Source organism: Fuerstiella marisgermanici, from assembly GCF_001983935.1.
Lineage (GTDB): Bacteria > Planctomycetota > Planctomycetia > Planctomycetales > Planctomycetaceae > Fuerstiella > Fuerstiella marisgermanici.
Genome location: NZ_CP017641.1, coordinates 1,309,328 through 1,329,061, shown reverse-complemented (window position 1 = coordinate 1,329,061; position 19,734 = coordinate 1,309,328). Strand labels below are relative to the sequence as shown.

General features: G+C 56.1%; 20 protein-coding genes. 12 read left to right on the top strand and 8 right to left on the bottom strand.

Annotation, left to right across the window (positions count from 1 at the left end; all coding sequences use genetic code 11):
• Nucleotides 1–36: 36 nt before the first annotated feature.
• Entirely contained in the window at nt 37–480 is a 444-nt protein-coding gene (locus Fuma_RS04995) for an Hsp20/alpha crystallin family protein (protein ID WP_077023174.1), read from the bottom strand.
• 346 nt (nt 481–826) lie between these two features.
• Between Fuma_RS04995 and coaD the strand changes: the two genes are divergently transcribed.
• Both coaD and Fuma_RS04985 read left to right on the top strand, forming a co-directional pair.
• Entirely contained in the window at nt 827–1,342 is a 516-nt protein-coding gene (coaD, locus tag Fuma_RS04990) for a pantetheine-phosphate adenylyltransferase (protein ID WP_077028109.1), read from the top strand.
• 25 nt (nt 1,343–1,367) lie between these two features.
• Complete coding sequence (locus Fuma_RS04985) at nt 1,368–1,958, top strand: thioredoxin family protein (protein WP_077023173.1); 591 nt, start codon at nt 1,368–1,370, stop codon at nt 1,956–1,958.
• Nucleotides 1,959–2,051: 93 nt separating this feature from the next.
• Here Fuma_RS04985 and Fuma_RS04980 read toward each other — a convergent pair whose 3' ends face one another.
• A complete protein-coding gene (locus Fuma_RS04980; protein WP_077028108.1) occupies nt 2,052–2,342 on the bottom strand; it encodes a hypothetical protein in 291 nt (96 codons plus the stop codon).
• Nucleotides 2,343–2,998: 656 nt separating this feature from the next.
• Between Fuma_RS04980 and Fuma_RS04975 the strand changes: the two genes are divergently transcribed.
• Nucleotides 2,999–4,258 carry a sulfate adenylyltransferase gene (locus Fuma_RS04975; RefSeq protein WP_077023172.1) on the top strand — a complete coding sequence of 420 codons (1,260 nt, stop codon included), beginning with the start codon at nt 2,999–3,001 and terminating at the stop codon, nt 4,256–4,258.
• 126 nt (nt 4,259–4,384) lie between these two features.
• On the opposite strand, the gene Fuma_RS04970 is transcribed toward Fuma_RS04975, so the two are convergent.
• A complete protein-coding gene (locus tag Fuma_RS04970; protein WP_158520853.1) occupies nt 4,385–5,770 on the bottom strand; it encodes an aryl-sulfate sulfotransferase in 1,386 nt (461 codons plus the stop codon).
• 109 nt (nt 5,771–5,879) lie between these two features.
• Nucleotides 5,880–6,872, bottom strand: a complete 993-nt coding sequence (locus Fuma_RS04965; protein ID WP_077023170.1) for a WD40 repeat domain-containing protein — start codon at nt 6,870–6,872, stop codon at nt 5,880–5,882.
• Nucleotides 6,873–7,030: 158 nt separating this feature from the next.
• On the opposite strand from Fuma_RS04965, the gene Fuma_RS04960 reads away from it, so the two are divergent.
• Nucleotides 7,031–8,047 carry a nucleotidyltransferase domain-containing protein gene (locus Fuma_RS04960; RefSeq protein ID WP_077023169.1) on the top strand — a complete coding sequence of 339 codons (1,017 nt, stop codon included), beginning with the start codon at nt 7,031–7,033 and terminating at the stop codon, nt 8,045–8,047.
• A gap of 173 nt (nt 8,048–8,220) precedes the next feature.
• Nucleotides 8,221–9,390 (top strand): Gfo/Idh/MocA family protein, encoded by a 1,170-nt coding sequence (locus Fuma_RS04955; protein WP_218922392.1) that lies wholly within the window; start codon nt 8,221–8,223, stop codon nt 9,388–9,390.
• Between the two features lie 62 nt (nt 9,391–9,452).
• Here Fuma_RS04955 and Fuma_RS04950 read toward each other — a convergent pair whose 3' ends face one another.
• The 3 genes from Fuma_RS04950 to Fuma_RS04940 form a co-directional block, all read right to left on the bottom strand.
• Nucleotides 9,453–9,950: a DUF420 domain-containing protein gene (locus Fuma_RS04950; RefSeq protein WP_077023167.1), complete on the bottom strand. Its 498-nt coding sequence runs from the start codon at nt 9,948–9,950 to the stop codon at nt 9,453–9,455.
• A gap of 88 nt (nt 9,951–10,038) precedes the next feature.
• The gene (locus tag Fuma_RS04945) at nt 10,039–11,049 is read right to left on the bottom strand and encodes a hypothetical protein (protein ID WP_145943995.1); all 1,011 of its coding nucleotides are present in this window, start codon (nt 11,047–11,049) and stop codon (nt 10,039–10,041) included.
• Nucleotides 11,050–11,263: 214 nt separating this feature from the next.
• Entirely contained in the window at nt 11,264–12,301 is a 1,038-nt protein-coding gene (locus tag Fuma_RS04940) for a sigma-54 interaction domain-containing protein (RefSeq protein WP_077023165.1), read from the bottom strand.
• A 303-nt stretch (nt 12,302–12,604) separates the two neighbouring features.
• Between Fuma_RS04940 and Fuma_RS04935 the strand changes: the two genes are divergently transcribed.
• The 6 genes from Fuma_RS04935 to Fuma_RS04910 all read left to right on the top strand — a co-directional run bounded on the left by Fuma_RS04935 (nt 12,605) and on the right by Fuma_RS04910 (nt 18,549).
• Nucleotides 12,605–13,099, top strand: coding sequence for a flavin reductase family protein (locus Fuma_RS04935; protein WP_077023164.1), 495 nt, complete (start codon nt 12,605–12,607; stop codon nt 13,097–13,099).
• A complete protein-coding gene (locus Fuma_RS04930; protein WP_077023163.1) occupies nt 13,100–14,572 on the top strand; it encodes an FAD-binding oxidoreductase in 1,473 nt (490 codons plus the stop codon).
• A gap of 279 nt (nt 14,573–14,851) precedes the next feature.
• Nucleotides 14,852–16,003 carry an FAD-binding oxidoreductase gene (locus tag Fuma_RS04925; protein ID WP_158520852.1) on the top strand — a complete coding sequence of 384 codons (1,152 nt, stop codon included), beginning with the start codon at nt 14,852–14,854 and terminating at the stop codon, nt 16,001–16,003.
• Nucleotides 16,004–17,359: a (Fe-S)-binding protein gene (locus Fuma_RS04920; protein ID WP_077023161.1), complete on the top strand. Its 1,356-nt coding sequence runs from the start codon at nt 16,004–16,006 to the stop codon at nt 17,357–17,359. It abuts the gene before it with no gap.
• 2 nt (nt 17,360–17,361) lie between these two features.
• Nucleotides 17,362–18,027, top strand: a complete 666-nt coding sequence (locus Fuma_RS04915; protein WP_077023160.1) for an HAD family hydrolase — start codon at nt 17,362–17,364, stop codon at nt 18,025–18,027.
• A gap of 6 nt (nt 18,028–18,033) precedes the next feature.
• Nucleotides 18,034–18,549, top strand: coding sequence for an FxsA family protein (locus Fuma_RS04910; protein WP_077023159.1), 516 nt, complete (start codon nt 18,034–18,036; stop codon nt 18,547–18,549).
• 32 nt (nt 18,550–18,581) lie between these two features.
• Here the strand turns inward: Fuma_RS04910 and Fuma_RS04905 are convergent, their stop codons facing one another.
• On the bottom strand, nt 18,582–18,863 hold the full coding sequence (locus Fuma_RS04905) for a YbeD family protein (protein WP_077023158.1): 282 nt from the start codon (nt 18,861–18,863) through the stop codon (nt 18,582–18,584).
• Nucleotides 18,864–18,971: 108 nt separating this feature from the next.
• On the opposite strand from Fuma_RS04905, the gene Fuma_RS04900 reads away from it, so the two are divergent.
• Nucleotides 18,972–19,511: a peptide chain release factor family protein gene (locus Fuma_RS04900; RefSeq protein ID WP_077023157.1), complete on the top strand. Its 540-nt coding sequence runs from the start codon at nt 18,972–18,974 to the stop codon at nt 19,509–19,511.
• The last annotated feature ends 223 nt before the right edge of the window (nt 19,512–19,734 follow it).

The following is a 19,734-nucleotide window of genomic DNA, read 5'->3' as shown; positions in this document are numbered from 1 at the left end:
CAAGCCCGAACCGTCCACAACGAAACGTAAATTGCTCTAGCCCGGTCCTTCGGTCACAGGAATACTTCGAACAGAAGAATCCTGTGTCTTAGGGAGGGCAACCCGTAGGATACCCGCTGTGTAGTCTGCCTTCATCCCCTCTTCGTCAATTCTTTCAGGTAACTGCAGGTTTCGTTGCCATGCCCCCTGGAAGCGTTCCTGTCGACGGAACGAGTCTTCGCGAGCTTCAGGCGGCACCTTCCGAACCCCTTTGATGCAGAGCACGCCATTGGCGACGCTGACATCCAAATCCGCCAGATCAACGCCCGGAATTTCGGCCGTCAGCACGAAACAATCGCCGTGGTCCAGCAAATTGACGAGCGGGAACCGGCGATTTGACCGGCCTTGCAGCGACATATTCATGCCCTGCAGCAGCCGATCAACCTCCCGCTCAAGATCGTGTAGCGGATCCCAGCTTTGTCCCCAACGAAAAACGGGCATTCAGATAGACTCCAACTTCAGCGCCACGACCGTTAATTCAACTCTGTTCTCGCGAGCGGCAGGAAAATTCGCCCTGCCTTTCAGCTCACTCCAATAAACATTACGTCACTCTCTGCCTCAGCACAGACCGTGCCGCTTCTGGCGATTCGACCAGCCAGAACCGAATATTTCACGTAAACCTCTCAGGTCAAATGTTTTACGTACGACACCAGCCTGTGGGAGCGACCGGCATCCGGTGCGAATTCCCTGCCAAATTAGCACCTTGCCGTTCCGTTCGATTGCCACGGCTGCCTGCGTTTCGAGAATCAGCCGAAGTCAAACGCATCCAGGTTCCGGAAAGCCATCCATGAGCGAATCCACTCGTCCGTCGCACGCCGTCTACGTCGGAAGCTTCGATCCTCTTACGCTGGGCCATCTTGATATTATCGAGCGTGGCGCGCGGATGTTCGAAAAGCTGACCGTCGGGATCGGGATCAATCCCGACAAAGACCCGCTGTTTGAACCCCAGTTGCGTATCGAGTTATCGCGGGCTGCTGTGCAGCATCTGGACAACGTCGAAGTCACAACATTCGAGGGGCTCGCAGTAGAATTTGTGCGAAAGTGCGGCAGCCGCATTCTGCTGCGTGGCGTTCGCAGTTTGACGGACATCGACGCGGAATTCACCATGTCGCTGGCCAACCGCGTACTCGACGCTGAGATCGAGTCGGTGTTCCTGATGTCAAGCGAACACTACAACCACGTATCCAGTTCGCTGATTAAGCAAATCGCCCGGATGGCAGAAGGAAACGTGAGCGAACGATTGAAGGACTTCGTCCCGGAGGTCATCATCGCCCCGCTGCTGTCTCGCTTAAATAAAACGTAAACCCACCACGGAAAGAATACGAACAATGGTCAAAACAGCTTCCACGATGCTAAGTCTCGGCACCAGCGCGCCGGACTTTTCTCTTCAAAACGTCGATGACAAATCGGTGTCACGATCGGACTTCGCCGGCAAGCCGCTGCTGGTGATTTTTATGTGCAACCACTGTCCATTTGTTGTGCATCTTCGCAGTGCACTGGCAGCATTTGCGGACGAGTACCAGGCAAAAGGGCTGGCGGTCGTCGGCATCAGCTCAAACGATGTCGAAGGATATCCTCAGGACGGACCGGAAGAAATGAAGCAGGAAGCGGCATCGGCCGGGTACAACTTCCCGTATCTGTACGATGCCGATCAATCCGTCGCAAAGGCTTATCGAGCAGCCTGCACGCCTGACTTCTTTCTGTTCGACAAAGATCACAGCCTGGTGTATCGCGGTCAATTCGATTCCAGCCGTCCGGGTGGCGACACGCCGATCACGGGCGAAGACCTGAAAGCCGCCTGCGATGCCGTGCTAAGCGGCAAAAACGTGCCTACGGAACAAATGCCCAGCATCGGATGCAACATCAAGTGGAAGGCAGGCGCGGAGCCGGATTACTTTACGGGACAGTCGGCGGTGTAGCTCGCATTCGTCGAAACACGGAACGCAAAGAAGCCTGGCTTTTGAAAAAGCCGGGCTTCTAAGTTGTCCACGTGGTGCCTGAGTTGCGTCTTCTTAGAAGACGTCCAGGATGAAGTGGTGTCCGCTATGGTACGGCTTTTCCGTTGGGTAAAAGTTGTACCATGCCTTGTTGTAGACCGGGATTCGCATTTCCGGTGAATACTTGTAGTACAAGCTGTTGCTTTGCTGCGGCTTGCGGAACGAGTGTGGATAGTACACGTACGGATAATGATAAAATCGCTGCCAGTTGGCCGGCTGATTTGGTGGCGCGGCTTCTGCGTCGCTGCTAAAGGTGACGAAGGTCGCCATGGCCAGCATGGTGACCATCAGAAATCGTTTCATCATCGGTTCTCTCCGTTTTTCAATGAATCCGAGCTGGATGGTTTCAGATACCTGACGGCTGGGAAATTGACGAGGACCCGGCTTGCGAACCAGAACTGACAACTCAACGTTGTCCTGGTCGCCCCCGGAAACAATTTTGGTTCGCAAGGCCGAGTTCGTCGTAAATCCACTCTGCGTCAGACACTCACAGGTCGTCGGCAGATGCTGCGTGTTTAAGCTCAGGTGCTGCCGTCACGATTGCCGTCTACCGAACCGTTACGCCGCACTCCAAGCGGGCCGAAAGCCGATCCGCAGGATTGATTTCATTGTGGTCTGTGCGAGCGGTCGCTCACGCAGAGTTTCATCGGCATCCGGGCGGCGAAACAATCACCACATTCCGCAGAATCGGAATAACCCGCCGAATCAGCATGCCGCCGGTGGAGTGCGATATCGCCGGGGAAGCAACCCGTTCTGACGCCTTTATAGGCCAAAATTCCCCGATTCTGAGTACAAACGCACACCACTCTTCCCCATGGCAGGAACTTCTTGACGACGGGATGCTGTTTTCCTAGTGTCTGCCGCTTAAGAGCCGATCAAACGTAGTGTTTTGCGGTCGCGTGGTCGTTGCCACGGCCTGTTTCGGCGTCCGTTTCCGTTCCGTCCTCAGAAAGTCATCCCGAATGTCCGAACTGATTGTTCCTCACGGAGGTCTGTCAGAACCCGTTTGTTGTACCGTCTCTGAAAACGAAAAAGCTGCTTTCCTGCAGGAAGCCGAAGGCCTGACAAAGGTTCCTGTTTCCGCAGCTGATCTGTCTACCGTGTACCGCATCGGCGATGGAACTCTAAGCCCACTTACCGGCCCGATGAATTCACAGCAGTGGAATCAGGTGCTGGATGATTCAACCATCGATTCCCAGGGTGCCAAGTACGCCTGGACCATTCCACTGGCCTTCCCCGTGGATGAAGCGTTGGCCGGACAGATCAAAGCAGGCCAGGAGGTTGCTTTGACGAACCCCGATGGCGAAATCGTTGCGACTGTTGACGTTAGCGACGTGTATCCGTGGGACAAGCCGAAGTACATCAAGAGCGTCTACCTGACTGACCGCACCGATCATCCAGGCGGCAAGATGGTGATGGTCAACGACGAAAAGATGACTCATCTGATCGGCGGCGAACTGAAGGCTCTGCCACAACCGAAGAACCCAAACTTCGGCAAGTACGCGCTGACGCCACGCGAAGTACGAGCCAAGCTGGCGGAAACCGGCTGGGATGCCGTTGTCGCTTTCCAGACTCGCAACCCGCTGCATCGAGCTCACGAGTACGCTTTGGTGTACGGCCTCGAATCGCTGCTGAAGGCTGGCAAAAATGCCGGAGCCGTGCTGAATCCGCTGATCGGTGAAACCAAAGGCGACGACGTCAGTGCGGAAATCCGCATGCAGACTTACGAAAAGCTGATCGACGGTCGCGGCATGGGCGAAGGCGACAGCGATCCGGAACTCTGGGGCAGCCGCGACGACAGCGTGCCGGACCGAGTTCTGCTGCTGGGTCTGGACATCAAAATGTTCTACGGCGGACCAAAGGAAGCCGTCATGCACGGCATCTACCGTCAGAACATGGGCTACACGCACATCGTGATTGGCCGCAAACACGCAGACGCTCCTTACGAAGACGGCACTGCCATCTGGGGCGACTTCGATGCTCAGGAAATCTTCGAAAACCTGAACGGCGATCTAAAAATCACGCCGATCAAAGTTGGTTTCGCGGCCTTCTACGAAGGAATGGGCCGAGTCGACCTGATGGAAAACCACAAGGACGAAAAGCCAGTCTTCATCTCCGGCAAAGATGTTCGAGCGACTTTGCAGAAAGGCGAGCTTGTTGATCCTCGTATCATGCGAGAAAGCACGTCAGAAATTCTGGCCGCTGCCATGAAGCAGGCGTAGCGAATTGACAAGCCAGCGCCGTAAGTCCGCTGGTTGCACAACGCACGTTTAAGCGATCGAACCAGAAGCTCAGCTTTGTCACAAAGCTGAGCTTCTTTCGTGTCCCGCCATTGCCCTCTGCATCTGCTACTGTTTCAGAGGCTTCAGCGTCCGACCTCGAAACGCCGGGTAGTCCGGTGCGTATCTTGTCGCTCGAAACATGGCCACTCCACCGAGCGGTCCCGGTGGAGCCCCCGTCGCGGCCGTTGCCGCGTGCACTAGTTCCGCTTCTGTTGCGCCAAGCTTGTTCCACAGATCCCAGACCACGTCGCCTGCGGGTGTCACTTCAAAGACGTGGCCAGTTTCGCCGGAACAAATCAGGGTGTTTCCGTTCGGCATTCGTTGGGCTCCCGAAACTCGTGGCGAATACAGATTCGCCGGATCCTTATACGTCCAGTGCATCTTCGCTGGACCAAACGGCGCGTTTGGATCGCGAGCATAGCTGCCGGCTGACTTGATTGGCGGAACAATTTCGTCGACCGTTGAGAACGCTCGCTGGTCACGATCGCTGCCATTATTGAAAATCAATATGTTGCCGGCACCGGGCAAGCCGGGCTGAATCCAGTGAGGATCATGGTGACCAAACAGGACCTGGTCGAACGGCGTGCCTGCAAAGTACGCGAACGGATTTCCCCAGCGATACAGCAAGTCACCTCCCTTGCCATAACGCCCGCCGGAATGACTGGCCGCTTCAGCGGTTGTTGTGCTGTGATCAATCACCCAGACTTCGTCGAACGTGCGACCACACAGGAGGATCTGGTCAAGCTGTGGGTTGTAGTCGATTGAATTCGCATGGATCCAATCGGCAATTGGGCGTTCGATGTAGTTAAGGTCAATTAATTCCGGATGGTCTGCCGGCTGGCCGAAGTTCTGTTTCGACTTATCAAACGACTGCACCAGGTGATCCCACAGACACCATTCCCAAACGACTTCGCCCCCGGTTTTTCCGATCGGCTTGATCTCCAACACAACCTCGGGCCACAGCACACCGTCGCTAATTTTCGCGGGATCGCGACCGGCCTCGATGGCTTCAGCTTTCGTCTTCACTTCCCAAGCCACGACCAGGACGTTGCCATTGGGTAGGGGTTCGATGTCATGATGCGAATGCCGTCGATCGTCGGAGACTACATAGTCCCATGTCAGGTTTCCGTCCCAGTCAAACTTCTGAATGCCACCCGCCGGGCCGCCTGGAACATTAAAGGATTCGTTCGGGATCTTTGCCGTCCGTAGCAAACTGCCGTCTTCCAGAAGATAGGCGGCCTGGCTCGGTTTACGTTCTGTGGTCCACGAATGAACGACGTTACCGTCGATATCGATCAGAAACGTTTCCTGCCCGCCGAACGGCGCGATAAGCGTATAGCCGAGGCTTGCCTGATCAGTTTTCCGAACCACGCCCCGTTTGATCGGCTGAGCGTACGCGCCCGCGAAATTCATCACAAAACAACACGCGACAATGATCACAAATCGTTGCATCGAATTTTGCTTCATCAGGAAAGCGTGGGTACGAATACCGGACTCGGAAAGAAGGAGTGTGTGTGGCGCCGCTGGAAGGCCCCTGTACGGCAGGAAACCTGAGCCAGCGTTATCCCGCTGGCTTCTTTTTGGCGTCCATGAGACTCACATAAGCATGGCTGTTGTAATGAGCAGTCAGTAAGTGCAGCCCGTCGCTGCTGATGTCCAGGTCCATCGCGTCGTTGGGCATCTTTGTATTGTGAAACTCGTTCACTTCTTTCGGCTTCCAGAACAACAGGTAGCCACCACGTCCGCCGGTAGCGGCTATCCGAGTTCCATCCGGATGAACGGCCAGGCCCCACGCGACCCCCTGAAGTTTTCCCTTCGAAAGATGTTCCGTCGTCTGCTTACCCGATTCCCAATCGAACGCCACAACAGACGGATTGCCGATTCCTGCAAACGCGTTCGTGACATTCGTGATACCACTGCACAAAACTTCGCTGCCGTCGGCGGAAAATTCCATGCCGCGAAATCCACCGATCGTGGCCACAAATGTCTTGTCGTAGATCTGTAACGATTCAGCCTGCCACGTCCGCATTTTCTTGCCGGAGGCAACGTCCCAATGAATCAGGTGACACATCAAATCGCCGGTCGCGAGGTGCTCGCCCGAAGGATGAAAGCGGACATTGTAAACATGAGATTCGTGGCCCTTCATTTCACGCACGAGCTTGCCATCCGACGTGCTCCATAAACGCACAACAAGGTCGTTTCCGACTGACGCGAGTAGCGTTCCGTCCGGGCTAACGTCGATGGCTCGAATCCAGCCTTTATGAGCTTCGATCGCGTAAAGGGGTTCCGGCTTTTCCGCATGCGCGTCCCAGGCGATCAAACGACCATCGTAGCCGCCGGTGAACAACTTGCTGCCGTCGGTGCTAAACGCCAACGATCTCACCCAGGCGTCCGTCGGATAGGCCACCTTATTGCCCGATGCAATTTCGAACCGCCAGACGTTGTAATCCTGAGCCCCCACAAAGGCGAACTTTCCGGACGGATCGAACCGGCACGAAATCAGGGGGCTGTCGTGCTTCAAGTCAGTCGCGACGTGAGTCTTGGTGACATCCATCGAAATTCTCTTTCAGGCAAGCGTGGCGGGCGGGGAACTGGGCGGGAGGTCGTTATTCTACGGTTGAATAACCGTAGAATAATGTGGGGCGTCGCCACCAGCATACCCGATTCGTCTCCCGGAAGGCTATCAGGCACGCCCCAAAACAAAGGCAGCTCGTGACGAATCCGGATTCCGTTGAACAATCGATTGCAACATGCGACTGGGCACAGCAACGAACGTTTCCGTACCTGGCCACAGAATTTCCGCTGCTCGCCACGGCCTGGGACTATTCACGCAACCGCATTTCGCAATTGCAAACGGCGTTGGCAAAGAATCCATTGCCGGACCAGGTGGCGACCGTCGCCATTTCCGGTTCGTTAAGCCGCATGGAAGCACACTCAGGTTCGGATCTGGACGTACTGATTGTGCTGGACGACCGCAGCGTCGAAATTGCTGAAGACGCCAGACGCGCCATCTACGATCAGGTTTGGCACCAGCTGAAAACGTTAGCTGCAGACGAATCGCTGAAGCGACCGAAGCCTGGCGGTGTCTTTTCAAGTTGCGTTTCGTGGCGAAAGCTGATTGATCCAGAAGTTCGCGGCATCGTCAACGAGGACGTCACAACTTACGGGCAGCGCATGCAGTTGCTGCTGGACGCACAGCCGGTCACCGGGCATTCCTCTTGTCAAAACCTTCAGCTCGACCTGCTGAACTGGTACGCAGAAACGCGAATCGCGGATCAGTTTGCCGAAGCCGGCGTGTTTCACTGGCTGTGGCAGGACGTGCAACGCTACTGGCGCAGCATTCGAGCTCGAGCCACATGGTTGCATGCGACGGAACCGCTGAAGTGTGCCGAAGTGAATTTAAAACTACGTTCCAGTCGAATGGTGCTGGTCGCCGCATTCCTGCAGGCGATTGAGGCGACTCATGCCGCAACCGATGACAAACAAAACTCAATCACCGATCTACAAAAGCGTCTCACCGCGACACCGATCGAACGGATTGCGATGTCGTTAAGCGAACACGAAGAGCGGCCCGAATTCCTTTACTGCTACCAGAGCGTTTGGGACCGCATTCGGCAGCTCAGCCAATCCACGGTGGAAATCACAAACGCGGACCGAGCGGCCATGAATGGTGTGCGCCGTGGCGTAACAAAAGCTGCGGAAGGCGTTTCCGCGGATTGGGTCATCTAAATCCATTGCACCACGTTACGCTGGTTTGCGAACGTGTCGACTTCACCGCGTCACCCGTTGACGTCGGCTACGAGCCGCACGAGTCAATTCGCAGTTTTCTGTCATGTTGCTAGCATGCGATTTCTGCGCCTGCACTGACACTAAACAACACACTTTCAGGATATCACGCATCCATGTCCAATGCACCAAATCAACCACTCCGTATGGCTCTTATCGGTGGTGGCGGAGCGGGCTTTATTGGCAAGGTTCACGCCACGGCAGCGACTCTCGATCGTCAGGCTGAACTGGTTGCGGGAGCTTTGTCTTCCAATCCAGACAAGTCGAAGGCAGCGGCTGCAGCCTTTGGAATCGCTCCAGATCGAGCGTACGGTTCTTACCAGGAACTGCTGGACGCGGAAAGCAAATTGCCCGCTGATAGGCGAGTGAACTTCGTATCCATCGCGACGCCAAACTTCACCCATTGCGACATCGCCTGCGCAGCGATGGAGGCCGGTTTTCATGCCGTGTGCGACAAACCGATGACCACCAACCTTGATGACGCTCAGCGCATGCTGGACACGGTCGAAACAACCGGACGCGTCTTTGCGTTGACGCACAACTATTCGGGCTACCCACTGATGCGGCAGGCGAGAGAAATGATCGCCAATGGCGAACTGGGCGAAATCATCGCCGTGCGAGCCACCTACGTTCAGGGCTGGATGCACGGCATGGACCCGCAGGCAGAACAGGCTCGCGGTGCATGGAAATCGGACCCGCTGAAAAATGGTCGAGCCGGCTCACTCGGCGACGTGGGAACTCATGCTTTTCACCTGGCCAGCTTTGTCACCGGGCTGCATCCTGAGGCACTGCTAAGCAACATGCAGTCGTATTCTCGTCACCACGAATTAGACGACTACGGCCACTCGCTTGTTCGATTCGATCAGGGAGCCACCGGCATGATCACATGGAGTCAGATGACTCACGGCCGACAAAACGATCTGTCGATCGAAGTCGACGGCACCAAAGCCGCGCTGACCTGGCGGCAGGAAGAACCGAATCAGATGTTTGTGAGGGCACTCGGGCAGCCCACGAAAATCTACGAACGCGATCCTAACTCCAGCTACGCTTCGCCCGACGCCATCGCCGCCTGCCGACTACCGGGCGGACATCCCGAGGCGTTTTTTGAAGCGTTTGCGAATGTGTATCGCAACGCGTTTGAAGACATGCGGCGAGTCGACGCGGGCGAAAGTTTCGATCGTTCGAAGTCGCTGTATCCGTCGGTGGCGGACGGCGTGGCCGGCGTAAGATTCATGACAAGATGTCTGGACAGCGCAGCGGCGGATTCAGCGTGGCAGAAGTGGTAGGCCAGCAGCCAGCCATCAACCTTCGAAAAGATCGCCCGACGGCTTCCGAAAGGCCGAGACGTTTATTGCATGAACGCCACGTAGTAGAAGACCAGCCCGGTGACGGCCGTCAATGTGATGTCGACGGCCGAAAGCCAGCCCAGCGTCTTGTGCAGCCGACTGTGAGGGCCTGGCGTCGGCGGATTCGGAAATCGTTTCAAAGCCAGCACCAAAGTGACGCACCAAAGCACTGGCGTGGTCACAGCAAATAGCAGGTGCACCCACAGATAGGGTCGCGATTCTGCGACCTTTGCAGCCAGAGCCGCTTCTTCGGGATGCGATTTTGCAACGATGTTCTCCCAGCCACCATGCACCAACTGCAGGTCAACTTCAAACGCCCCAACCGCCACCAGCAGAATCACACCCAGCGCAATCTGCAGCCACTTGTGCTGCTGATAGCGGCGTTTGAACTTTGCCAGCCACAGGCTGTAGCAAAGGACAGGCACGATAATAACCAGCGCACACACGACGAAGTCGAGCATGAACGATGTGCGGTAGCCAAGAAATCCGTCAGTCAACATGATTGGAATTCATCAGGTTGCACGGGGCTGCTGGCAGCTGATCACAATATCAACGCACTGACCGGTAGCCCCAAGCTGCACACAAGCCTTATTCTTCAGGTGGCTTGGCCGGTTCAGGAACGGGATCACTTTGCGAACCACTGCTCTGGCTATCTGATGCAGGTGGACCACCGGAAGGTGGACGGCCGCCCATTCCTCCCATCATCATCATCGCCGATTGCTGAAGGTTATTGACGGCTGCGTTGAACTGTTCCTGGGTCTCTGCCGCCTTCAACGGGGCCAGCAGTCCGGGAAGAATTCCAGACGCCATTCCCACGCCCTGTTGAATTTGTCCGATACTGTTCGGCAGCTCAGCAATCGCCTGATTGGCGTCTGCGACCTGCTGGTCCCAGTCTTTTGTCAGACTTACTGGAAGCCATTTGCCGTCCACTTTTGTGTAGTCTTCCACCTGTTCGTTGTCGCCCGTGGTGATTTTTAGTTTGGCGGTCGTATCTGTGGATTCCAGAGTTTCCACTTTAGCATTCTCAAGTGCCGCTAAGCCAATTGGGCCGGGCGTCGAACCGGGAGGTGCCAGTTTGCTGAGTGCGTCGAACTGAGTCAGCAGGTCGGCTCCGGTGGTCTTCATGAATTCGGCACCGTCAAATGTCTTCAGGTTTTCCAGATCGCCCGCACTATCCAGAACGGTCTTAAGCAGGTTCGTGACCTGAGCGATGGCTTCCTTCGTCGTCGCGGGATCGCCGCTTTGAGCGACCATCGGGTGACCTGCGATAAAGTCCTGTTTTTCCACCAGCAGTTCGTGAACGTTTTTGATCAGGCCGGTGATTTGCCCCCAGACCTGCGGGTCCATTGTCTCACCGAATTTTTGAACGATCCCTGTGATGTCTTTTTGGTAACTGGTTGGAAGGGCGTTCCATGCAACGACCGGTTGGCCGTTCTTGACGCCTTCCATAATGTATCGAACTGAGGCTTCGGCTGTGTCCTCAGACGGAGCTTCCGCAAGCTGCACACCCGGGGCCTCAGCTGTCGTGGCACTGTTGTCCTCACTGCAGCCAACCGCAAACGCCAGAGGCAACAGAAACAAGATGAAGGGTCGAGTCATTCGGTGTTCACTTTCCATTTAACATTCAGCGTGAGATTCACGGCCAACCGGGATCCGCCCCGCAATCGACTTCAAGTCGTAATTTCTCTTGCCATTTTAAGACGCCGCGCGCAAGGCGAACGGCCCGGTTTTCTATGCCACGACGGCTGTCAACGATAGTTCTTCACCAACGGATTAATACAATTCCCGCAAAATCCCAGAGATGCCTCGCCCGCTACCGTGATTCCTGCTGCAGACCGTACTCGTCGATTTTTTTATGCAGTGTGTTGCGATTGATCCCAAGACGCGTCGCGGTACGAGTCTGCACGCCCTGGCACTGCCTCAGCACCTGCAGAATCACTTCGCGTTCGACCTGACTGACGACCGCATTGTATACGTCGGTCGATTCTTCGCCGGATGCCGCAATTCCCTGACTCACAAGAGATGTGCACAGGGTCTCGATGTCGTTATCTTCGTTGCGGCCAATTCTCACGGGAGCAAGGCCGCGAACATGAGTCGGCAGGTCAGCAGCGTCAATTTCGTCAGACGACGCCAGCACTAACGCGCGTTCGATGTAGTTCTGAAGTTCGCGAACGTTGCCCGGCCATTCATACTGACTCAGAAAGTTCAGCGCATTCGTGGTGACTCGTGCAACGGCGAAACCATTCTGCTCCGCATATCGCCGGACGAAGAACTTCACCAGCGAGGGAATATCGTCGCGCCGCTCGCGCAGGGCGGGCAGGTAAATCGGTATCACATTCAGGCGATAGTAAAGGTCTTCGCGAAACCGGCCGGCCTTGATTTCGTCGGTCAGGTCCACGTTCGTCGCGGCAACAACCCGGCAATCGACTCGAATGGTCTTCGTGTCCCCCACGCGTTCGAATTCCTGCTCCTGCAGCACGCGTAACAACTTGACCTGCAACTGGTAGCTGACCGAATTGATTTCGTCCAGAAACACGGTGCCGCCATGAGCCGCCTCAAACCGCCCGGTTCGCGTCTCATGAGCCCCCGTGAAGGCTCCCTTCATGTGCCCGAACAGCTCGCTTTCCAGCAAACTTTCCGACAGCGCGCCGCAGTTTACGCGGACGAACGGCCCGGTCGCTCGCGAACTGAGTTCATGCAAAGCTCGCGCAATCAGTTCCTTGCCGGTTCCCGTTTCGCCGGTTAGCAACACGGTGGCGGAGCTAGGCGCCACCTTTCGCGTCACTCGGAACACTTCCTGCATTTGAGGACTGTGACCGATAATTCCGTTTATTCCGCCTACGTCCGTCATTAATGACTCACTGAATTGACCACCGTCGGATGAAGGCAGTCAAGTTTGCCTAATTGTCTAGCTGTGGCTCGAGGTTGTGCTGAATTAGAAAGCAGTGGTATTCCTGTTCATCTGAGACGTTCCCACTCTGACACGTTATACGATCCAAAACGCGGAACCTGAAGCGGTTTATGACTAAATTCGGGCATCGCTTGCCGTTTTCCCGCGCTAAAGACGGATTTCACCCGACTTGATTTATCAAGACGTCGCACGCCACTATGATGGAGCGGACCTCATACGTCTTCTACCAACGAAATTTCAACGATGAATCAGCAGACCAAAGATCAAATCGCGCCCGTGCTGGGCCGAGTTCCCAGTGGCGTTTTTATTCTGGTGGCGGGCGACGGTGCCGGTCAGCAAACCGGATTGCTGGCCAGTTGGCTGCAGCAAGCGTCGTTCGAACCGCCGCAGATCACAATCGCCGTCAACAAATCCCGCTACCTAACCGATTGGTTGAAGGCGGGATCGCCAATCACCGTCAATCAGGTGTCGAAGGGCGATAGCGTTCTGTTCAAGCATTTTGGCAGAGGATTCGAACCTGACGCCGATGCTTTCACAGGTGTGGAAACGACGACCGCCGAAAACGGACTTCCATTGCTGATGGCCGCCATGGCTTCGATGGAAGGCACGATCGTGTCTCAGATGGAAGCGGGCGATCATGTGATTTACCTGGCCGACATTACGGCAGCTAAGGCATTTAAAGATGCGGCGGAGTTCGATCCTCAGGTTCACGTGCGTAAAAACGGATTCAACTACTAAATGACTGCGGCAACGTCTTCTCAACCCACTTGTGTCATCACGCCGGAATTCCTGCGAGACCTGGCGAGGATTGTCGGGCCTGCGCGGCTGTTGTCTTCCGAAGACGAATTGCTCGTCTACGAATGCGACGGCTATATCGTCGAAAAAAATGTCCCCGACGTCGTGGTCTTTCCGGAGACCGCGGACGAAATCGTGGCCATCGTCAAAGCTTGCCTAGCCAGCGATGTCCCATTCGTACCGCGTGGTGCAGGTACGAGTTTAGCGGGCGGTTGCCTGCCGGTCGGTGGCGGCGTGATGATCGCTCTGACAAAGATGCGGCAAATTCTGGAGATCAATCTGCGAGATCGATACGCCGTGGTTGAACCGGGCGTGGTCAACATCAACCTCACGCGAGCCCTCGCCGGGAGTGGCTTCCATTATGCCCCAGATCCATCCAGTCAGGGAGCCTGCACAATCGGCGGCAACATCGCCACCAACAGCGGTGGGCCTCATACCCTAAAATACGGCGTGACGGTCAACCACGTCATTGGCATTGAGTTCGTCACTCCAGACGGCGACCTTGTCCAACTCGGAGGACCAACTGGCCGCGGCAACAACTTCGACCTCACCGGACTTTTCGTCGGCAGCGAAGGCACATTCGGCATCGTCACAAAAGTGTGGGTAAAGGTCGTTCGCAACCCAGCCGCCTACCGCACGATGCTTGCGATCTTCGATTCGATCGACGACACAACTCAGGCCATCAGCAACATCATCGGTGCCGGCATCGTTCCTGCAGCTCTGGAGATGATGGACAAGGGCATTGTCGGCGCCTTGGAAGAAGCGTTCCACTTTGGCTTCCCGCTGGACGCTGAAGCTGTTCTGCTGATCGAAGTCGATGGCCTGGAAGTGGCTGTGGATGCCGAGGCACAAACAATCACGCAGCTTTGCAAAGACACGGGAGCTCGCGAAGTACGACTCTCACAAACCGAAGAAGAACGAGCTTTGTTGTGGAAGTGCCGCAAGCAGGCATTCGGCGCAATCGGGCGGCTTAGTCCCAGCTATTGCACGCAGGACGGCGTTGTGCCGCGCACGAAGGTGCCGGAAATACTGCGTTTTATCGCCGAAGTAAGCGAACGGCACGACATTCGTGTGGTGAACGTCTTCCACGCGGGCGACGGCAACCTGCATCCGATTCTGCTGTTTGACGAACGCGACGCAGAACAGATCAAGCGAGTGATGCTGGCCAGCGACGAAATCCTCAGCAAGTGCATCGACCTCGGCGGCAGCGTGACCGGCGAACACGGGATCGGTGTCGAGAAAATCAGTTTCATGAATCGTCTGTTCACAGAAGAGGACTTAATCGTAATGGAGGACGTCCGCAAAGTGTTCAATCCATCCGGCCACTGCAGCCCCGGCAAGTTACTGCCCACCGCGGGAGCCTGCGGCATGGAACACATCCAACAATCCCACCCCTCACGCCGCGCCGCCATGTAGGGCGGGACGGCCCGCCTGGCGATTGGCGTGGTGGACGGGTGACGGTGTGACGGCTGAAGCGCCGGCGGTGCTCCCGTTGGTCGCTGGAAAGAAAATAGGGGCGAGCCGAGGACGTGAGTCGTCTGGTTTTATTGTGGCTCGACTCGCCGAGTCGAGATTATTGGGTTCTGCATGTCGGAAGGTTTTAGTCGTGAATTCAGTTCGCTCAGTCGCACTGGCCGAACGACTTACACGTAATAACCTGCCTGGCAAGAGAACACCCAACAGCGGAGATAAGTGTTGAACAACAGCTCACCATTCGAAGCCTTCAAACCCGCTTCTACAAAAGAAGTGGCCGACATTGTGCGCGCCGCAGCAAAGGATGGCTTCGCGCTGCGGACAGCTCGCAAAGTTGGCGGCAAAGGCAGGACAAAGTCCGACACTTCACGGCCGGTTAGCTTGCGAAACATGGAAGCTGTCGTCGACTACCCGGCTCGCGACATGACCATCACCGTGCAGGCGGGCATGCCGCTCACGGAACTGAAGAAAATCCTCGCCGAAGAAAAGCAGCAACTGCCGGTCGATTGCTTCGATCCCACCATGACCGTCGGAGCACTCGTGGCCAGCGATCTGGCCGGGCCGAGGCAGTTTGCGTATGGGACTCTGCGCGACTACGTGATTGGCATCGAAGCGGTCGACGGTCAGGGGCGAATTTTCCACGCGGGCGGGCGAGTCGTCAAGAACGTGGCTGGTTACGATTTGTGTCGCCTGATGGTTGGCTCACGAGGTTCGCTGGGAATTATCACGCAGCTCACGTTTAAGCTGAAACCGATTCCCGAGCATTCGGACCTCAGAACGTTTCGCTTCGACCAGGTGGCAGATTTTGATGCCGCTTTGGAAAAGTTGAACGTCACAGCGGCCACGCCAGTGATGATGGACTTCACGTTTGCATCGCCGGAACTCGCGAAGCAACGCACGGGGCCAGACAGCGAACGGAAGAACCTGCCATATTCGCTGTGCATCGGCGTCGAAGGAACGGAAACATCCTGCGACTGGCAAATCAAACAACTGCGACAGGACTGCGCAGGCAGCGAAGAAATAGATTTCAGTGGTCATCCTGGCTGGTCGGTCACGCAACATTGTCGATCGTTTGGCTACGGCTGGCACAACGGCGACGTTCAGATTCGAACCCTGCCGTCAAAACTGGTCGCCATCGTGTCCGAACTTTCAGAACGCGGGTATTCCACTCAGGGCCACGCCGGAAACGCCATTCTGTTCGCTGGTGACGAAATCAAAGACGGTAAAGTGCGATCCGTTTGCGAAGAAGTCGCGGCTAAACACGGCGGCACTGTCAGCGAATGGGATGTCGACCACCCGGCCAAAGCGACGGACCCACTGTCGACTCGACTTCGAAGCACGTTTGATCCACACTCTGTTTTTCTTGTTGAATAAATGCCCGCCAACGATCCCACCCCAAAGCCGCCGACCATTGGCCAATCCATTCCGTACGATCGGTTTCTGGACTGCGTCCATTGCGGCCTGTGTACGTCCGCCTGCCCGACGTATGTCGAAACCGGCGATGAAAACGACAGCCCTCGAGGACGCATTTATTTAATGCGGTCGGTTGTCGATGGACGGCTGGACCTGACGGAAAAAGTGAGGGGGCATCTGGACCTGTGTCTGGATTGCCGCAGTTGCGAAACCGCGTGTCCGTCCGGCGTGCAATACGGAAGGTTGCTGGAACCTTTCCGAGTCGAAATGCAACAGGGTTTGCAAGCTGCTGCTTCCAACGACACCACTCCACCCCAGCCGAAGAAGCCGGACTGGTTTCATCGCTGGATCATGTATGGTCTGTTTCCCAGCCGAAAACGAATGGCATGGGCGCTGGCTCCGGCGCGCTTAATGCAGACGCTGAAACTGGATCGGCTGGCGAATGCAGTCGGACTCACAAAGTTGCTTCCCGCTCGACTGCGGCGCATGCAGGATCAATTGCCCACTCTCAACAAATCGCTGCCGGCGTTGCCGGAATTCCTTCCCGCGAAGGGCGAACGGCGAGCCACAGTCGGGCTGTTTTTGGGATGCGTCGCGGACGCGATGTTTCGCCGAGTCCACTGGGCGACGGCTCGCGTGCTGCAGGAAAACGGCTGCGACGTCGTGATCCCGCAGGCTCAGGCGTGCTGCGGAGCGATCCACTATCACAGTGGCGCGGCAGAACCTGCGATTGAACTAATGCAGCAAAACGTCGCGGCGTTCGATAACGACAGTCTGGACGCTGTGATCGTGAATGTGGCTGGCTGCGGTTCGATGCTGAAAGATTACTCGCACGTCGCCGAAGAAATTGCCAAAAGCAGCAGTATCGATCCGTCGAAGTTTGTCTCGAAGATCAAAGACGTGTCTGAGTTTCTGGCGGACCTCGGACCGCGCAAACCCGTCGGGCCAATCAACGCTGTGGTGGCCTATCAGGACGCCTGCCACCTGCAACACGCTCAGCAGATTCGTCAGCCACCGCGCGACTTGATGAACCTGATCCCTGGCATTCAGTTAAAGCCCATCGCCGAACCGGAACTGTGTTGCGGCGCGGCGGGAAGTTACAGCCTGACTCAACCGGAAATGGCCGACCGACTGGGTCAGCGTAAGACGAACAACCTGCTTGCTGTGAATCCCGACATCATTGCTTCCGGCAACGCGGGCTGTTCGCTGCAATTACAGGCTCATCTTAAGAAAGCAGGGCACGACACGCCCGTCCTGCACCCGATGGAGCTGCTGGATTTAAGCTATCGCAACGCAAAACTTAGCGAACTGAAATAGCCATGCCCGCTCCAGCACCAGCAATTCACGCGGTTGTCTTCGATCTGGACGGCCTGATGCTGAACACCGAGGACGTGTTCGACATAGCCGGTCGAGCACTGTTGTCTCGCCGCGGCCTGTCGATGACGGACGAAATCCACCGTGCGATGTTGGGACGTCGGCCGGACGAAGCGTTTCAGGCCATGAAAGACCTGACAGGCATTGACGATCCAATCGAAGAACTGAAAACGGAGACACGAGAATTATTCTGGGCCGCAGCGTCCGACTGCCTGGCCGTGATGCCGGGGTTGCTTGAGCTGCTGAATCTGGTCGAACGCCGCGGCCTGCCAAAGGCGGTCGCCACGTCTTCACCGCGCGATTACATGGAAACACTTCTGGGAAAGTTTGATCTGCTGTCGCGATTTCCCATTACGTTAACGGCGGAGGACGTGACTCACGGAAAACCTCATCCTGAGATTTACGAAACGGCGGCCGGAATGTTAAATGTGGCGACGGCAAACATGCTGGTGTTGGAAGACAGCGAAACAGGCACTCGAGCGGCGAGCGCAGCCGGAGCCGTCACGGTGTCGGTTCCAAACCGCCACACAGATCATGGCGATTTCAGCATGGCGACGTTGCGAGTTTCCAGCCTGGCGGCTGACGAATTGAAAACGCTGCTCGCGGGGTAAATTCACGTGTTTGGTCGTTCAATTCTCTTCATTGTCCTCATTCCGCTGATTGAGCTCGCGTTGCTCACGCAGCTGATTGAGCACACTAGCATCTTCGTCACGGTACTGATCGTGCTGGTCACGGGCGTAGTGGGCATCAGCCTGACTCGGCGACAGGGCATGAAAGCCTGGAAGAACGCGCACCAGCAGATGGCTCATGGTAAGTCGCCATCGAAAGAGATTCTCGACGGTGTCATGATCCTTTTCGCGGGCGCGTTCCTGATTACGCCGGGCCTGCTGACTGACTGTGTTGGGTTCTCATTGTTGGTGCCGAAAATTCGCAACCAGCTGGCGACGTTTCTGGTGCGCTGGTTTAAGGCCCGCACCGTTGCGACGTTTCAGGTGAACAGCTGGACCATGGGGCCGGAGTTTCAGCCGGATGATTCTGACGCCGAAGGTCCCAGCGTTCGAGTCGTGGATCCGGATTCAGATTCGTCGTCAGATGAGGACATTAAAAATGTGCGATTTGAAGACCGTGGCTGACAGGTCTCGGTGCTGTTCTGCAATCAACGCCGTCACAGCAACATGAACAACCCATCCATGCCTGTCAGGCGACTGTAGATGGCGATCACCTGTTGAGGCGATTCGCATTCCGGTTCGATGGTGATCGAAACATGATCGCCTTTTTTTGTGGACCGCAACGAATACGGAGGATCCAGTTCCATTCGCAGTTCGTCGCGGACATGAGCGATAACGCGGCCGGTGAAATTCGCCTCAGCCGATCCAATGACCTTAAACGTATAAGGACCAGGAAACGTGTGACGCGATTCCAGAAGTTCGACGGATGGCAGACTCATCGTTGTGTTCCCGGACCAAATTCAAAAACAGACATCCAGCCGACAGGCAACCTGACCAGACGAAACCAGGTTGGCAAAAATGACCAGTAATAGTTTACCGAATAACTCATGACTGACGAATCCAGCGACACAGAATCTGTCCACAGGCACCCGGCGTGTGTTGACGAACAAACGCTAACGCAGGACTGCGACACTCGACGCACCCGTGCCAGCGGACCGGGCGGGCAGCATCGCAACAAAGTTGAAACAGCCATCGAGATCATCCATCGTCCGACCGGGATTTCGGCTGCCGCTTCAGAACGCCGTAGTCAGGACCAAAATCGGCGTGTGGCCATCCGGCGGCTGCGGTTGCAGTTGGCAATGGATTATAGGGCGACGAATTCAGAACAGGTGCTCCCGTCGACACTGTGGCAGACGCGTTGCCGCAACGGCAAAATCAGCTGCAGCGATCAACATGCCGATTTTCCATCCATGCTGGCTGAAGCCCTGGATGCTCTATGTGCAAAGGATTACGACGTCCGCAAAGCCGCCGCGGCGTTGGGCTGTTCGTCGTCTCAACTGATTCGCTTCGTTGCGAAGTTGCCTGAGGCCCTGGAAACGCTCAACAAGCACCGCCAGGACATCGGCCTGCGGAAACTTCACCGCTAAACCATGGACACCGCCGAGCTTTAATGTTTTCGCGAGCTTTTCGGCCTCAACGTCAGTTTCAGCAACATCGTGGCCGGAATGTTTGCCGCAACTCGCCTGGCAGCCTAGCCTGGGTAGCAAACCTGACCGTTAGAACTGTGTCGGAAATGTTAAGACTGTTAATGTTTGCTGTGGCTAATTGTGACGATCGTGCTGTTGGTGACGATCAAATCGGACGTACCGA

What these genes read in the sequence shown, in the direction of transcription:
- Fuma_RS04985 (WP_077023173.1), top strand. Translation starts at nt 1,368, where the DNA reads ATGGTCAAAACAGCTTCCACGATGCTAAGTCTCGGCACCAGCGCGCCG.
- Fuma_RS04950 (WP_077023167.1), bottom strand. Translation starts at nt 9,950, where the DNA reads ATGTTGACTGACGGATTTCTTGGCTACCGCACATCGTTCATGCTCGAC.
- Fuma_RS04940 (WP_077023165.1), bottom strand. Translation starts at nt 12,301, where the DNA reads ATGACGGACGTAGGCGGAATAAACGGAATTATCGGTCACAGTCCTCAA.
- Fuma_RS04970 (WP_158520853.1), bottom strand. Translation starts at nt 5,770, where the DNA reads ATGCAACGATTTGTGATCATTGTCGCGTGTTGTTTTGTGATGAATTTC.
- Fuma_RS04920 (WP_077023161.1), top strand. Translation starts at nt 16,004, where the DNA reads ATGCCCGCCAACGATCCCACCCCAAAGCCGCCGACCATTGGCCAATCC.
- Fuma_RS04980 (WP_077028108.1), bottom strand. Translation starts at nt 2,342, where the DNA reads ATGATGAAACGATTTCTGATGGTCACCATGCTGGCCATGGCGACCTTC.
- Fuma_RS04915 (WP_077023160.1), top strand. Translation starts at nt 17,362, where the DNA reads ATGCCCGCTCCAGCACCAGCAATTCACGCGGTTGTCTTCGATCTGGAC.
- Fuma_RS04900 (WP_077023157.1), top strand. Translation starts at nt 18,972, where the DNA reads ATGACTGACGAATCCAGCGACACAGAATCTGTCCACAGGCACCCGGCG.
- coaD (WP_077028109.1), top strand. Translation starts at nt 827, where the DNA reads ATGAGCGAATCCACTCGTCCGTCGCACGCCGTCTACGTCGGAAGCTTC.
- Fuma_RS04995 (WP_077023174.1), bottom strand. Translation starts at nt 480, where the DNA reads ATGCCCGTTTTTCGTTGGGGACAAAGCTGGGATCCGCTACACGATCTT.
- Fuma_RS04905 (WP_077023158.1), bottom strand. Translation starts at nt 18,863, where the DNA reads ATGAGTCTGCCATCCGTCGAACTTCTGGAATCGCGTCACACGTTTCCT.
- Fuma_RS04965 (WP_077023170.1), bottom strand. Translation starts at nt 6,872, where the DNA reads ATGGATGTCACCAAGACTCACGTCGCGACTGACTTGAAGCACGACAGC.
- Fuma_RS04935 (WP_077023164.1), top strand. Translation starts at nt 12,605, where the DNA reads ATGAATCAGCAGACCAAAGATCAAATCGCGCCCGTGCTGGGCCGAGTT.
- Fuma_RS04975 (WP_077023172.1), top strand. Translation starts at nt 2,999, where the DNA reads ATGTCCGAACTGATTGTTCCTCACGGAGGTCTGTCAGAACCCGTTTGT.
- Fuma_RS04930 (WP_077023163.1), top strand. Translation starts at nt 13,100, where the DNA reads ATGACTGCGGCAACGTCTTCTCAACCCACTTGTGTCATCACGCCGGAA.
- Fuma_RS04955 (WP_218922392.1), top strand. Translation starts at nt 8,221, where the DNA reads ATGTCCAATGCACCAAATCAACCACTCCGTATGGCTCTTATCGGTGGT.
- Fuma_RS04945 (WP_145943995.1), bottom strand. Translation starts at nt 11,049, where the DNA reads ATGACTCGACCCTTCATCTTGTTTCTGTTGCCTCTGGCGTTTGCGGTT.